Genomic DNA, 14,196 nt, shown 5'->3' with positions numbered 1-14,196 from the left:
TCCTGTCCATGAAAACGCATGCGGCAGTGCATCAATAAGGGCCGTGATATCTTTTTGGGTATCGCATAAGTGAAAAAATTGATTGGTGAGGTCTCACTGGACAAACTAGTATCAGCCGTGGCCTGGATTGGCCACCAGCATCACGCCGGCCGACAGACCGCGAAGCTGGACCATTCAACTATTCAAAGACGGTGGAGACCTAATATGAAAACAACAATGAAAATGCTGAGCGCGAGCCTGGTCCTGGCCATGTCCGGCATGACCGTGGTACCAATGGCCAACGCCGCAGACAAGGGCGCGGTCGGCATTTCGATGCCAACCAAATCGTCGATGCGCTGGATCGCCGACGGCGACAACATGGTCAAGGTATTCAAGGAACGCGGCTACAAGACGGACTTGCAGTTCGCCGACGACGATATCCCGAACCAGCTGGCGCAAGTGGAAAACATGATCACCAAGGGCGCCAAGGTGCTGGTGATCGCCGCCATCGACGGCACCACCCTGTCGAACGTGCTGCAAAAAGCCGCCGACAAGGGCATCAAGGTCATTTCCTATGACCGCCTGATCCGTGGCACGAAAAACATCGATTACTACGCAACGTTCGACAACTTCCAGGTTGGCGTGCTGCAAGCTGGCTATATCGAATCGGCGCTGAAGCTGAAAGAAGGCAAAGGCCCGTTCAATATCGAACTGTTCGGCGGTTCGGCCGATGACAACAACGCGCACTTCTTCTACAACGGCGCCATGTCGATCCTGAAGCCTTACATCGACAGCGGCAAGCTGGTGGTGCGTTCGAAGCAGATGGGCATGGAAAAAGTGGCCACCCTGCGCTGGGACGGCGCCGTGGCGCAAGCCCGCATGGACAACCTGCTGAGCGCCTACTACGGCAATGCCCGCGTCGACGCGGTGCTGTCGCCATATGACGGCCTGAGCATCGGTATCCTGTCGTCGCTGAAAGGTGTTGGCTACGGTACGCCGAAGCAGCCATTCCCGGTCGTGACGGGCCAGGATGCCGAGATCCCGTCGGTAAAATCGATCATCCGCGGCGAACAGGCTTCGACCGTGTTCAAGGACACGCGCGAACTGGCCAAAGTGACCGCCAACATGGTCGATGCGATGATGACCGGCAAAACGCCGACCGTCAACGACACCAAGACCTACAACAATGGCGTGAAAGTCGTGCCATCGTTCCTGTTGAAACCAGTCATCGTCGACAAGGCGAACTGGAAGCAAGTGCTGGTCACCGGCAGCGGCTACTACACCGAAGCGCAAGTAAAGTAATTTCGTAGACGGGTACTGAAGGCCCGGCGACGCCGGGCCTTTCGCTTCACAGAATATCAAGCAAAGACTGCAGCACGGCCGCCACCTGCGGCGCGGCCGTGCCAGAGAGGTTATATGACGAACACTATCCTGGAAATGCGCGGGATACGCAAGACGTTCCCGGGCGTGGTTGCGCTCGACAATGTCAACCTGCGCGTGCGCAGCGGCGAGATCCACGCCATCGTGGGCGAGAACGGCGCCGGCAAATCGACCCTGATGAAAGTGCTCAGTGGCGTGTACGGCTACGGCAGCTACTCGGGCGACATCGATTATCAGGGCCAGACCCGGCAATTTCGCGGCATCAAGGACAGCGAAGAAATCGGCATCATCATCATCCACCAGGAACTGGCGCTGGTGCCCCAGTTGTCGATCGCCGAGAATATCTTCCTCGGTAACGAGCCGGCCACGATGGGCGTCATCGACTGGGAACACGCGCAAAGCAAGACGCGCGAACTGCTGCACAAAGTCGGCCTGAAAGAATCCCCGGACACCCTGATCACGAACCTGGGCGTGGGCAAGCAGCAATTGATCGAAATCGCCAAGGCGCTGTGCAAGGACGTCAAGCTGTTGATCCTCGACGAGCCGACCGCCAGCCTGAACGAAAGCGACAGCGCGGCCCTGCTCGACCTGCTGCTGGGCCTGAAAGCCCAGGGCATTGCGTCGATCCTGATTTCGCACAAACTGAACGAAATCTCGCGCGTCGCCGATGCCATCACGGTCCTGCGCGACGGCAACACCGTCGACAGTTTCGACTGCCGTGTCGAACCCGTCAGCGAAGACCGCATCATTGAAAAAATGGTCGGACGCGAGATGGCCGACCGCTATCCGCCGCGCACGCCAACGATAGGCGAGACCATCTTCGAAGTGCGCGACTGGAAGGTCTACCATCCCGAGCACGCCGACCGCGCCGTCATCAAGGGCATCAACATGCATGCCAGGAAGGGCGAGATCATCGGTATCGCCGGCCTGATGGGCTCCGGGCGCACGGAACTGGCGATGAGCATATTCGGCCGCGCCTACGGCCAGCGCATCAGCGGCACGGTACTGAAGAACGGCCAGGAAATCGATGTCAGCACCATCGGCAAGGCCATCGCCCACGGCCTGGCGTATGTCACCGAGGACCGCAAGGGCCTGGGCCTGATCCTGGAAGAAGACATCCAGAAGAACACCAGCCTGGCCAACCTGGACGCGATTTCGAAACACATGGTGATCGACGAACAGCGCGAATTCAGTGTCGCCGAAGAATTCCGCCGCAAGCTCAAGACGCGTTGCTCGAGCGTGGCGCAAAAAGTGGTCAACCTGTCCGGCGGCAACCAGCAGAAAGTGGTGCTGGCGAAGTGGCTGTTTTCGCGCCCCGACGTGCTGATCCTCGATGAACCGAGCCGCGGCATCGACGTCGGCGCCAAGTACGAGATCTACAGCATCATCAGCGACCTGGCCGCCGAAGGCAAATGCATCATCATGATTTCCTCGGAAATGCCGGAATTGCTGGGCATGTGCGACCGGATCTATGTCATGAACGAAGGCCGCTTTGCGGCAGAACTAAGCGCAGCAGAAGCGTCGCAGGAGAGAATCATGCGCGCAATCGTCACACACGGAGAGAACAATGGATAACAAACTGACAGCCGGCGCGCCAGCAACGCCAGCGGCCGCGCCGGAAGCGAAAAGCTACGCCGGCTTTTTGAAGAACAATATGCGCGACTACGGCATGCTGCTCTCCTTGATCGTCATCATGGGCTTTTTCCAGTACATGACGAACGGCACCTTGATGGAGCCGCTGAACCTGACCAATCTGGTGCTGCAAAACAGCTACATCGTCATCATGGCGCTGGGCATGCTGATGGTCATCGTGGCCGGCCATATCGACCTGTCGGTCGGCTCGGTGGTGGGCTTTGTCGGCGCGCTGGCGGCGGTATTGATCGTCAACTACGAGATGAACTTTGTCGCCGCCAGCATCATCTGCCTGATCGCCGGCGCCATCATCGGCGGCGCGCAAGGCTATTTTGTCGCCTTCTTCAAGATCCCGTCGTTCATCGTCACCCTGGCCGGCATGCTGGTGTTCAAGGGCCTGACCCTGGCGCTGCTGGCAGGCCAGTCGGTCGGTCCTTTCCCGGAAGGCTTCCAGATGCTGAGCTCGGGCTTTCTGCCGGACCCGTTCGGTGGCGACCGCCTGCGCGGCTTCTCGCTGCTGCTGGGCGTAGTCGCCGCTTGCGCCCTGATCTTCACCTCGCTGCGCAGCCGCGCCAAGCAGATGAAGCACGGCATGGAAAACGAGCCGCGCGCCTTCTTTCTGCTCAAAAACGGCGTGTTCGCCGCCGTGATGGTGTACTTCAGCTACCTGCTGTCGTCGTACCGCGGCTTCCCGAACGTGCTGGCCGTGATGTCGGTGCTGATCGTCGCCTACACCTTCATCACCAACCGCACCGTGCTGGGCCGCCGCGTCTACGCCGTCGGCGGCAATGAAAAAGCGGCCCGCCTGTCGGGCATCAAGACCGAGCGCGTCAGCTTCTACACCTTCGTCAACATGGGCATGCTGGCAGCCCTGGCCGGCCTGATCTTCGCGGCACGTTTGAACACCGCCACGCCGAAAGCCGGTACCGGTTTTGAACTCGACGTGATCGCGGCCTGCTTTATCGGCGGCGCCTCGGCGTCGGGCGGCGTCGGCAAGGTGATGGGCGCGGTGATCGGCGCCTTCATCATGGGCGTAATGAACAACGGCATGTCCATCATGGGCATCGGCATCGATTACCAGCAAGTGATCAAGGGCCTGGTACTGCTGGCCGCCGTTTTCATCGATGTGGTCAACAAAAATAAATGAGAAGAACAAATAAGTACTAGTTCGAGCCTTTAGGGGGTTCAAGCCGGCGCATGCGCCGGCTTTTTTTATGGGCGCGGCCTTATGGTGCGCCCAGCACGGCAGACAAGGCCACCGCATCGGCGCCAGCGGCAATGCGCAGCGGGCATGTAGCATCGTTGGCGGCGCGCCAGACCGCCTCGGCCACGTCCGCCGCCAGCGTCACCTCGGACGACTGGCCCCACTGCGCAAAGACGTCCTGCGCCAGCGCCGCGTAGGCGTCGGGGATGGCGCCCTGCATGCGCTCGCGGGCGTTTTCGCCGAAGCGCGTTGCAGGCGCCCGGCCCGGCAGCACCAGCCTGACCCGCACATTGAATTGCGCCAGTTCCAGCGCCAGCGACTCGGTAAAGGCGTTGACGGCCGCCTTGCTCGCCGTGTACACCGACAGTAGCGGCAGTGGCGCCAATGTCACGCTGGACGTGACGTTGACGATCACGCCGGCATTGCGCTGCCGGAACTGCGGCAACACGGCCTGCGTCAGCGCGATGGTGCCCAGCGTATTGGTCTCGAACACCTCGCGTGCGGTGGCCATTGCCGTACCTTCGAGCGCCCCCAGCACGCCGATGCCGGCATTGTTGACCAGCACGTCGACCGGCCCGGCAGCCTGCATGACCCGGGCGATACTGGCGGCGTCGGTGACGTCGAGCGCCAGCACGCGCAGCTGGGCCGATGGCGGCAGCAAATCCGGATTCGGCGTGCGCATCGTGGCGACCACGTTCCAGCCCCGTTCGAGGAAATGGCGGGCGGTGGCAAGGCCGAAACCGGACGAGCATCCGGTGATCAGAACAGTTTTCATACAAACTCCTGGTATGGTTGGCAGTGCCCTGACTATAGAATGCCCCTGCCGGACTTGCTATAATCAAAAGTCCATCTTTTATTCGCAATAGTCCACAATGGTCGATCCGCTTGCCGAAGTCGTCACCCTGCTCCAGCCGCAAGCCAGATACTCGAAACTCGTCGGTGGCGCTGGCAGCTGGCGCATCCGTCGCGCGGAGTCGGGCCAGCCCTTCTACTGCGTGGTCCTCGACGGAGGCTGCCGCCTGACGCTGGACGGACAGGCGCCGCTACAACTGCGGCAAGGCGACTTTGTGCTGATCCCTGCCGCCCAGGGCTACACCATGTCGAGCCTGGCACCGGCCATACCGCAAGCGACCGACAGCGTGCCTGTCGAACTGCCGCAGGGCCAGTTTCGGCTCGGCAATCCGGATGGGCCACCGGAGGTGCTGCTGCTGGTCGGCCACTGCGCTTTCGGTTCGCCCGACGCGGCCTTGCTGGTGTCGCTGCTGCCGCAGTTGGTGCATGTACGCGGCGAGCACCGGCTGGCCACCCTGGTGCAGCTGGTCATGGACGAATCGCGCGCACGGCGGCCCGGGCGCGAGGTCATCCTGGCCCATCTGATGGAAGTGCTGCTGATCGAAGCGCTGCGCTCGACGGCGGAAAAGAATGCAGACAACGGCAGGGAAAACCTGGCGGCGCCGGGCTTGCTGCGCGGCCTGGGCGACGACCGGCTCGCCGCCGCGCTGCGCTGCATGCACGACAACATGGCGCGTGCCTGGACGGTGGCCGAACTGGCGCAACAATCAGCGCTGTCGCGCTCGGCCTTCTTCGAGCGCTTCAGCCGCGCGGTCGGCGTCGCACCGATGGAATACCTGCTCGCCTGGCGCATGGCCTGCGCCAAAGACCTGCTGCGGCGCAAGGAAGACGGCGGCATCGCCGCGGTGGCCGGACGGGTCGGCTACAGCTCGGCCAGCGCCTTCAGCGTCGCCTTTGCCCGCCATGTAGGCATGCCGCCGGCACGTTATGCGCGCGGGCAGATGGAAGCGTCAAGTTAGCAGGAAGCGGCCGCGTCTGCTCTCAAAATGGCACGGCATCGGCCGTGCATAGGGTGACGGGATTGCCCGGATTGAGCAGCTGGCGCCATACCCAGTTATGGTGTTCGACGATGGCCGGCGCGGCCAAGTGCGGGCGGTCGCGCGTGGTATGCGCGTCACTGATCACCACCGTCGCCAGTTCCAGGCTGGCCGCGCGGCGCACGCTGGTGTCGATGCAAAACTCGGTCGCATAGCCGCAGACATAAATCGTCTCGATGCCGGCCTGCGCCAGGTGCTGCTGCAACCCCGTCTGGCGAAACGCATCGCAGGAGTGCTTGGCGCTGACATGGTCCTGCGGTTGCGGCGCGATCTGCTCTGGAAAGCGCCAGCCGTGCGTGCCGACGGCCCATTCCGAATCGGCCGTATCGTGCTGCACATAGATCACCGGCACGCCGGCGGCGCGCGCCCGGGTGATCAGACCGGCGATGCGTTCGAGCATGGTGTCGGCCTGCCAGGCTGGCGGCTCGCTCAGTACCGCGTTCTGAAAATCAATCACAATCAAGGCATGGCGCATGGTGTTCCTTTCAAGATAAGGTTCTATCGTAGCTGTTTTCCTTATCCATCTGGTAGCGGCATGGCAGGGCTATGCCGCTACTTTCACCTCCTGCATCACATCCTGCATCACCTTGCCATGATGCAGCACCACTACCCGCTGCGCCATGGCGATGGTTTCCGGCCGGTGCGCCACGATCACGCGCGTCAGCTGGATTGTCGATATGTATTTGGGCACCTCGATGCCGTTTGAAAGAGGGCGTCCATTCCATTCGAACCATATTAATTGTTATTGTTGGCATATTTTTCCCTATTTACCAAGATACGCTCTGCGTAGATGAATTGTGATGGGAGTTCCTTGCATTGCGGGTGCGGCCATCAGATTGGTCAGGCGCACCTTGTATGTGCCTGGTGCAAGTAAAATATTAGTTATCTTCTTGTCGAAACTCTTGCCATCAGCGGCATAGTTGCCTATTTTTGATTCGTTTTTATCGAAATCAAAAGATAAGCCGTCCTCACCGATTGATTTTATTTGTAACCTCAGTTTGAGGGGCTCACCCAAGTCGACATACTCTCCCGTATGTGAATTCTTTGTTGACGTACCAACAAGTCGTAAAACGCGCCACGAATCATTCGGATCCTTTCTATTAAAATGAAACCCAAGTCCAAATGTATAAGTTTGCTTCTCGACGATTCGAATTTCGAATTCTGCAACCTCATCACCTTTATCTAAAGAAAAGGGCATTTCAAAGGGCGGTTTTAATATTCTTGTCTGTTCAGCACACGCTATCATGCTAAAAAAAAACAGTGTCCCCATCCAAAAAGTTTTAATTATTCGCAAAACTTTATATGATTTCAGCATGTGAATCGATCCTCCAGTTTTTCGATTTTCGTTGCCTTGCCGTGCGCAAAAAATACTTGAAAAACACAGTCGTTCTTGCCTAAGAACCGCATCTTTTTTTTAAAGGTCATCCAAATTTTACTATTGAAGCAATTGCAAAACGTTTTTTTAGAACCGGTCGACATCACGAAAGCGCGATTTCCCATCGCGTTTTCGTGATGCTGGGCGAATTCTGATCGGTTATGGCGGCGGAATCATGGTCAATCTCATGTTGAGGACGTGGGGATGCCGCACCAGGACGCTTGGGGCGGAATCGGGGGTTGATCTAAACGGTTTGGTCGGGGCATCTTCGAAGTCGCATCAACTGGTCGGCGCCGAGTGCGAGCAGCCCGAACATCAGATGGCTCATGACTTTGGCGTTTCCCTTGACCATGATATTGCGGCTGCCAAACTCGTCCTTGAGGTGCGCGTTGGTCCGCTCGGCGGCGCTACGCTCACATTAGCGAACTGCATCGGCAGGCTCGAAGTGTTCCCTCTCACCACCGCGCGGATTGTGGTCGATCAAGGGTACATGTCCCAGTTCGCGGCAGTGGGCATGCAACTCTTTGCTGCAGTAGGCAGCGTCCATCAAATCGTACAAATTGGTGACCCGTTGCTTCGTGATGAGCGACAGCAGCACGGCGGCGCGGCTGTCATGCATCGAGGTCGAGCACAGCAACGCGGCGATGGGGACGCCGCAATCGGCAGTGTCGATGTGCAGCTTGTAGCCGTTCCAGCTGGTCTTGTACCCTTGCGCGTTGCACTTGGTGCCCCGGTCACAGATGGTGGGCAATTCGGCGAGCATCTCGGGCAAAGCCTGGCCAAGTTGACGCCGGATCGGCGAGCCAGATGCTGGTGCGGCCTGCTTGACAGGGCGCCTACGCTTCTTGCTCTCTGCCGGTGCCGCATTGACCGCTGCCGCACGCCGTTCGCGCGCGGCAATGGCCGTGCCGTCGCGGCTGATGTGCCCGATCAACTGGTCGCCCAGGTGTTCCTCGATCATGGCTTCTTAGGCGCGTTCAACCAGCCGCTCCTCAGCGAATTGCGCAAACGCCCGCGAAAACGTCGCCTCCGAGGGCAACTTTGCAAACGGCAGAAACCCGCAAATGCGCCGCAAGGTCCTGTCCATGGCCAGGCGCTCGAGCAGACCAACGGTGGTGATGATGCCCAGCACCGCCTTGGCCACAAAAGCATTCGCCAGCCAAGCCCGTACATGCGGCGGGCGGCCAATGCCATCCCAGGATTCGCCGACGAACTCCTCGATACGCGCCCAGTCCAAGACGTAGACAACGCGTTCAAGTTTCGGCGTCATGACGCCCACCTCTGCACGCAATTCCGGCAGTACATCGTATTGAACTGCATTCCAGCGTTGCATGATCAAAGCAGGTTGGGTGGCATTCATAGTGTGGGCGTTTTGATTAAGCGTCAGAAACTAAATCATGCCAGAAATGGGCGCCCACTCCCACCTTTTCGCTTGCGCTGCCAAGCACTTTCCATCCGTTCCGCTAGTTTTGCAAGAGCCTCATGATACTGATCGTTGACTCAAATATCTTATTAAATAACTAAAAACTATCAAAAATACATTAACTACCGATGTTGTACGCCACACGGTAAATTATCACGATCAGAAGGGCTGCTGCTGCAGAGGCAAAAGTACGTAATACGAGCCCTCTGAAAGTTACAACTGATTGCACTCCGAAATCGATTTTGAAAAACCGAAACCAAAATACGTTCGGCAAAATGGCGACGATAAATAATACGAAAGGCGAGATTGTTATCTTGTCTCCAAAAATAAGCGGCAACATCATGTATGAAAGCGGCAAAATGACAATTGCAAAGACTTTATATTGCGAGTTTAATTTTTCAACAGACTGAGTTTTCACATAATATCCAGAATTGAAATACCGCCTTGATCAAATAAAAAATTACCAAAATAAATTTCTTCGAAAATACTAAATTTTTTAAAAATTTATTCTTATAATTTATATCCGAAGACTTTCACTGTCAATAATTTATAGACCATTTTTATTGCATTTTGGAAAGGTTTGTAAAAACGGCGCGCTTGAGGTCGAAAGAGTTCAATTTATCGATCTGGTCAAAACCAACATTTATACTGCCGCCAGCCGCGCCGCCCTGTCCCCCCACCAAGCCGCCTCCTCGAACACGGAAAAGCCCGACAAGTCCGCATGCGCGAACAGGATGGCGCCGTCATGTTCGCGCAGTGCCTTCAAGCCCGCATTGCTGCGAAAGCCGGGCAAGGGCGCGGCCATGGCGTGGCCGCGCACGGTGATGTCGACGCGTTCGACGCAGCTGGCAAAGTCGCGGCCATACGCCGTTTTCAGGTCGACGCTGGCCAGCGCCAGCAGTTCCTCGGGGGGGGCCGTATCGAGCCACTTGCGCGCCTGTTCCGGCGTGCGGTCGGACAGCGCGACGTAGGCGCTGAAGACGGTTTGCTCGGGCGGGCGCACGCGGATATCCTGGTGGGTGGAGACCACGTAGCCCAGGCCCGGCTCCTGGTACACCACGTTGTCCCAGCACAGCGGCGCATGCGGCAATTCATCGGGAAAACGTTTCAACAGAAAGTTCGCCACCATCCATGGCGCATAGGCGGGTGTATGGCGTTTGATGTCAAAGCCGTAGCTGGCGATGTCTTTCACCACGCGCGCCGCCACATACAGAGGCATGGCGCAGATGGCCTTGCGGGCACGGACGAGATAAGTGCGCGGCTGGCCGTCGACCAGCTCCATGCACAGCGCTTCGACGCCGGTCGCCGTGGTGGTCAGCGACACTACCGTGCCGGCGTGGCGTGCTACTTTCGACGCCTGCTCCAGCGCGGTGGCGACCGGCTGCATGCCGCCGGGCCAGGTCAGCCAGGCGCCATTGCCCGCGTTGGCGGCCTGGCCCCAGCGGCTGCAATAGTAATGCAGGCCGGCCCAGGCCGAGACCTGGTCGTAGCGCGTGCCGTAGTCGTCGCGGCAGCAATAGTTCAGGTACCAGTGCAGGGTAGGCGAGGTATAGCCGCGCTGCTCCATCCAGGTTTTGAGCGTGATGGTGTCGAGCGCCTGCCAGGCCGGGTCCTGCGAGGAGGCCACGGTCGGGAACACGAACACGCGCTTGCCGTCGTTGCCGCGCGCCTGGCGCAGCTGCGCCACCTGTGCAAAGAAGCGCCGGTGCTGCACCAGCTCTTCAGGCGACACGCCTTCGACGGGAATAAAGCCGTCCTGCCAGTGGCCGTTGAACAGCAGCCGCTCTTCCGGCGCGTGCAGGATATAGCGCTCGTCGTAGGTCGGTTTTTCTGCCATCGGGTCGCGCTGAATAATGCCCAGGTCGAACAGTATCTCGCGCACATGGGTCGATTCGGGCGAAGGCAAAGGCAGGTAGTGGCCACCGGTGGGATAGGCCAGGTCGCCGAAATGGCCACCGGCCGCATTGCCATAGGGCTGCGGGCCGTCGACCATCAGGAAGTCTTTGTGACCGAGTTTGTTGAGCCGCCAGGCAGCAGTCAGGCCGGCAATACCGGAGCCAAGTATGGCCACGTCGGTGGTGAGGGTGCGCGACGGCGGTGGCAGCGCCTTGCGCTCGCGCAGAACGTTACGCAAATAATGACCTTCGGCCCGGCCCGGATACAGCACTTTCGGCGTGATCTCCTGCCAGCGCAAATACGCCGCAATGCTGCCGGCGCCAGCGGCCAGCGCCGCCGTGCCGCCGGCAGCCCACAGCATGAAGGAACGGCGCCGCATCAGCGTATCACCCGATTCCAGTCCTGCTCGAATTCATGCACCAGCGATTGGGTATTCAGACGGTTCGGCGCCATCGGCAAGCGCTGCATGTCGGGCGGGAAGATGAACATTTCGCGCGTGGTGTCGGCATTCAAATAGCGCATCGGCAGGCGGTAGCGGGTGGGCGGTGTGTAGTCAAGCTGGGGCGAGGCGAGGATAAAACCCCATTCGCCGAACGAGGGCACGTAGGCGTGATACGGCCAGGTGCGCATGCCCACTTCGCGCAAGGTGGCGTCGATGGTCCAGTAGGCGTGCGGCGCAAAGAAGGGCGAAGTCGATTGCACCACCATCAGGCCCTTGGCCGCCAGGTGTTTTTTCACCAGGTCGTAGAACGGCACCGAATACAGCTTGCCGAGCGCGAAGCTGGAGGGATCGGGGAAGTCGACGATGGCCGCGTCGAACATATCCTGATTATTGCGCAGCCAGACGGCGGCGTCGGCGTTGATGACGGTGACGCGCTTGTCCGAGAACGATTTGTGATTCAATGCGGCCAGTTCAGGGCGGGTGGTAAACGCGCCCGTCATGGCCGGGTCCAGGTCGACCACGGTAACGTGTTCGATATGCGGGTAGCGCAGGATCTCGCGCAGCGCCAGGCCGTCGCCTCCGCCAAGCACCAGCACGCGGCGCGCCCAGGGCAAGGCTTCCAGTACCGGATGCACCAGCGCTTCGTGGTAGCGGTATTCGTCGCGCGAGGAGAACTGCAGGTTGCCGTTGATGTACAGGCGCGTGTCGTCCTTCCAGCGCGTGATCACCAGGCGCTGGTAGGGCGTGGTGGTGGAATAGACGATCTGGTCGCCGAACAGGCCATGCTCGCCCCACTCCACCATGCGGTCGGACATGGCAAAGCCGGTCACCAGCAGCAGCAGCACGGCGCAGGCACGCAGGAATTGGCCGCTCATGTTTTTCAGCTCGGCGCGAAACACATAAATGCTCCACAGGCCGACGGCCACATTGAGCATGCCGAACAAAAAGCCCGTGCGTACCAGGCCCAGGTAGGGCGACAGCACCAGCGGGAACAGCAGCGAGACGGCCAGCGCACCCAGATAGTCAAACGTCAGCACGCGGCTGACCAGTTCCGAAAATTCGGTTTGCCGCGTGTTCAGCGCGCGCATTACCAGCGGCACCTCCATGCCCACCAGTGCGCCGATCAGGAACACCATCACATACAAAAGCATACGAAACGGCGCGGCCATCCACGAAAAGGTCATGAACAGGAGCGCCGCCGACAGCCCGCCGATCAGGCCGACGGCCAGTTCGATATCGACAAAGCGCGACAGCACGTCGCCGTCTTTCACGTACTTTGAAAAGTGAGCGCCTACCCCCATGGCAAACAGGTAGCAGCCGATAATCGTGGAAAACTGCAGGATGGAGTCGCCCAGCAAATAACTGGACATGGCGCCGGCGATCAGCTCATACGCCAGGCCGCAGGAGGCGACCACGAACACCGATAAAATCAGAATCTTTTTGTTCATTGGGCTGGTTTTGTTCTAATATGCTTGCACGTTATCAAATGCTCAATCGAGGAATGCCGTGCCCGACATCCTAAACTATCTGCTCCACCTTTTACTGGCCGCCGTGCTGCTGATGGCTTTTTTTGTCATCTACACGCGCGTCACGCCCTATAACGAGGTGCTGCTGATACGCCAGGGGAATCAGGCGGCGGCGCTGTCGCTGGGCGGCGCCCTGCTCGGTTTTTCGGCCACCATCGCCTCGTCGCTGATGCACACGGCGAACTACCAGCAGTTCTTCGCCTGGGCCTTTGGCGCGATGGTGGTGCAGCTGCTGGCCTACCTGGTCACCACGCGGCTGCTGCGCATGTCGAAGGACCAGATCGAATCGAACAACACCGCCTTTGGCGGCCTGCTCGGCGCCATCGCGCTGGCGATCGGTGCCATCAATGCCGCCTGCATTTCCTGACCCCGTATTCACCTTCGCAAGGACACCATCATGAGCCTCGGCAGCTTTATCAAGAAGCAGTTTATCGATGTACTGCAGTGGAACGAAGAGAAGGAAGGCGTGCTGGCCTGGCGCTTTCCGATGCAGGATTTCGAGATCCAGAATGGCGCCATCTTGAACGTGCGCGAGTCGCAGGTGGCCGTGTTCGTCAATGAAGGCAAGATCGCCGACGTATTCGGCCCCGGCACGCACAAGCTGACCACGCAAACATTGCCCCTGCTGACCAACCTGAAAAACTGGGACAAGCTGTTCGATTCGCCCTTCAAGTCCGACGTGTATTACTTCAGCACCCGCGTGCAGACGGGCCGCAAATGGGGCACGCCGCAGCCGATCACGATCCGCGACAAGGACTTCGACATGATCCGCGTACGCGCCTTCGGCATGTACTCGTACCGCATCGCCGACGCGCGCACCTTCTTTACCGAAATTAGCGGCACGCGCGACGTCTACACGCGGGACGAAGTGGAAGATCAATTGCGCGGCATTCTGATGGCCAGCATGGCCAGCTCGCTGGGCGGCGCCAACGTGCCCTTCCTCGACATGGCGGCCAACCAGGCGCTGATGGCGCAGCAGGTCAAGGACGGCCTGGCGCAGGCTTTTATCCGCTACGGCGTGGGCCTCGATGAATTCAATGTAGCCAGCATCAGCCTGCCCGAAGAATTGCAGTCGGCGCTCGACGAGCGCATCTCGGCCGGCATGAAGGGCAGCCTGGGCGCCGACAAGATGAGCGGCTTTACCAGGTTCCAGGTGGCCAACGCGATCCCGCTGGCGGCGCAGAACGAAGGCGGGCTGGCCGGCGTCGGCGCGGGCCTGGGGGCAGGACTGTCGATTGGCCAGGTGATGGCGCAGGGCATGGCAAGCGCGTTGCAACAACCTGCACCAGCGCCGGCACCGGCACCGGCCGCGCCTGCCGAAGAACCGATCGAGGCGCGCCTGGAAAAACTCAAGGGCCTGCTCGACAAGGGACTGATTTCGGCGGCCGACTACGACGGCGCGAAGGCCGAACTGCTGAAAAAACTGATCGGCTAAATATTGGCGAAATAC

13 protein-coding genes and 1 pseudogene are annotated in these 14,196 nt (G+C 59.5%); 6 read left to right on the top strand and 8 right to left on the bottom strand.

Annotated elements, in window-relative coordinates:
• Positions 1–204 precede the first annotated feature (204 nt).
• The 3 genes from chvE to mmsB all read left to right on the top strand — a co-directional run bounded on the left by chvE (position 205) and on the right by mmsB (position 4,138).
• Positions 205–1,281, top strand: coding sequence for a multiple monosaccharide ABC transporter substrate-binding protein (gene chvE, locus CD932_RS11120; protein ID WP_094442694.1), 1,077 nt, complete (start codon positions 205–207; stop codon positions 1,279–1,281).
• A 114-nt stretch (positions 1,282–1,395) separates the two neighbouring features.
• The gene (mmsA, locus tag CD932_RS11115) at positions 1,396–2,934 is read left to right on the top strand and encodes a multiple monosaccharide ABC transporter ATP-binding protein (RefSeq protein WP_094442693.1); all 1,539 of its coding nucleotides are present in this window, start codon (positions 1,396–1,398) and stop codon (positions 2,932–2,934) included.
• Positions 2,927–4,138 (top strand): multiple monosaccharide ABC transporter permease, encoded by a 1,212-nt coding sequence (mmsB, locus tag CD932_RS11110; RefSeq protein WP_094442692.1) that lies wholly within the window; start codon positions 2,927–2,929, stop codon positions 4,136–4,138. The genes mmsA and mmsB overlap by 8 nt, the downstream gene beginning before the upstream one ends.
• A gap of 79 nt (positions 4,139–4,217) precedes the next feature.
• On the opposite strand, the gene CD932_RS11105 is transcribed toward mmsB, so the two are convergent.
• Positions 4,218–4,970: an SDR family oxidoreductase gene (locus tag CD932_RS11105; RefSeq protein WP_094442691.1), complete on the bottom strand. Its 753-nt coding sequence runs from the start codon at positions 4,968–4,970 to the stop codon at positions 4,218–4,220.
• A gap of 97 nt (positions 4,971–5,067) precedes the next feature.
• Between CD932_RS11105 and CD932_RS11100 the strand changes: the two genes are divergently transcribed.
• Positions 5,068–6,006, top strand: coding sequence for an AraC family transcriptional regulator (locus tag CD932_RS11100; protein WP_094442690.1), 939 nt, complete (start codon positions 5,068–5,070; stop codon positions 6,004–6,006).
• A 22-nt stretch (positions 6,007–6,028) separates the two neighbouring features.
• Here CD932_RS11100 and CD932_RS11095 read toward each other — a convergent pair whose 3' ends face one another.
• The 7 genes and pseudogenes from CD932_RS11095 to CD932_RS11075 all read right to left on the bottom strand — a co-directional run bounded on the left by CD932_RS11095 (position 6,029) and on the right by CD932_RS11075 (position 12,668).
• Complete coding sequence (locus tag CD932_RS11095) at positions 6,029–6,559, bottom strand: cysteine hydrolase family protein (protein WP_094442689.1); 531 nt, start codon at positions 6,557–6,559, stop codon at positions 6,029–6,031.
• 69 nt (positions 6,560–6,628) lie between these two features.
• Positions 6,629–6,775, bottom strand: coding sequence for a hypothetical protein (locus CD932_RS28790; RefSeq protein ID WP_176460818.1), 147 nt, complete (start codon positions 6,773–6,775; stop codon positions 6,629–6,631).
• 72 nt (positions 6,776–6,847) lie between these two features.
• The gene (locus tag CD932_RS28190; RefSeq protein ID WP_141213228.1) at positions 6,848–7,399 is read right to left on the bottom strand and encodes a DUF5625 family protein; all 552 of its coding nucleotides are present in this window, start codon (positions 7,397–7,399) and stop codon (positions 6,848–6,850) included.
• A 304-nt stretch (positions 7,400–7,703) separates the two neighbouring features.
• A pseudogene (locus CD932_RS11090) lies at positions 7,704–8,819 on the bottom strand (transposase).
• A gap of 181 nt (positions 8,820–9,000) precedes the next feature.
• Positions 9,001–9,300, bottom strand: a complete 300-nt coding sequence (locus tag CD932_RS11085) for a hypothetical protein (protein WP_141213227.1) — start codon at positions 9,298–9,300, stop codon at positions 9,001–9,003.
• Between the two features lie 225 nt (positions 9,301–9,525).
• Positions 9,526–11,157: an NAD(P)/FAD-dependent oxidoreductase gene (locus CD932_RS11080; RefSeq protein WP_094442687.1), complete on the bottom strand. Its 1,632-nt coding sequence runs from the start codon at positions 11,155–11,157 to the stop codon at positions 9,526–9,528.
• Positions 11,157–12,668, bottom strand: coding sequence for a polyamine aminopropyltransferase (locus CD932_RS11075; RefSeq protein ID WP_094442686.1), 1,512 nt, complete (start codon positions 12,666–12,668; stop codon positions 11,157–11,159). Before CD932_RS11075 ends, CD932_RS11080 begins: the two co-directional genes overlap by 1 nt.
• Positions 12,669–12,726: 58 nt before the next feature.
• Between CD932_RS11075 and CD932_RS11070 the strand changes: the two genes are divergently transcribed.
• A complete protein-coding gene (locus CD932_RS11070; RefSeq protein ID WP_094442685.1) occupies positions 12,727–13,113 on the top strand; it encodes a DUF350 domain-containing protein in 387 nt (128 codons plus the stop codon).
• A 30-nt stretch (positions 13,114–13,143) separates the two neighbouring features.
• Positions 13,144–14,181: an SPFH domain-containing protein gene (locus CD932_RS11065; RefSeq protein ID WP_094442684.1), complete on the top strand. Its 1,038-nt coding sequence runs from the start codon at positions 13,144–13,146 to the stop codon at positions 14,179–14,181.
• Positions 14,182–14,196 lie beyond the last annotated feature (15 nt).

It is taken from the genome of Janthinobacterium sp. PC23-8 (assembly GCF_002250505.1).
Classification (GTDB): Bacteria; Pseudomonadota; Gammaproteobacteria; order Burkholderiales; family Burkholderiaceae_D; genus Janthinobacterium.
This window is presented reverse-complemented; position numbering and strand designations above follow the sequence as displayed.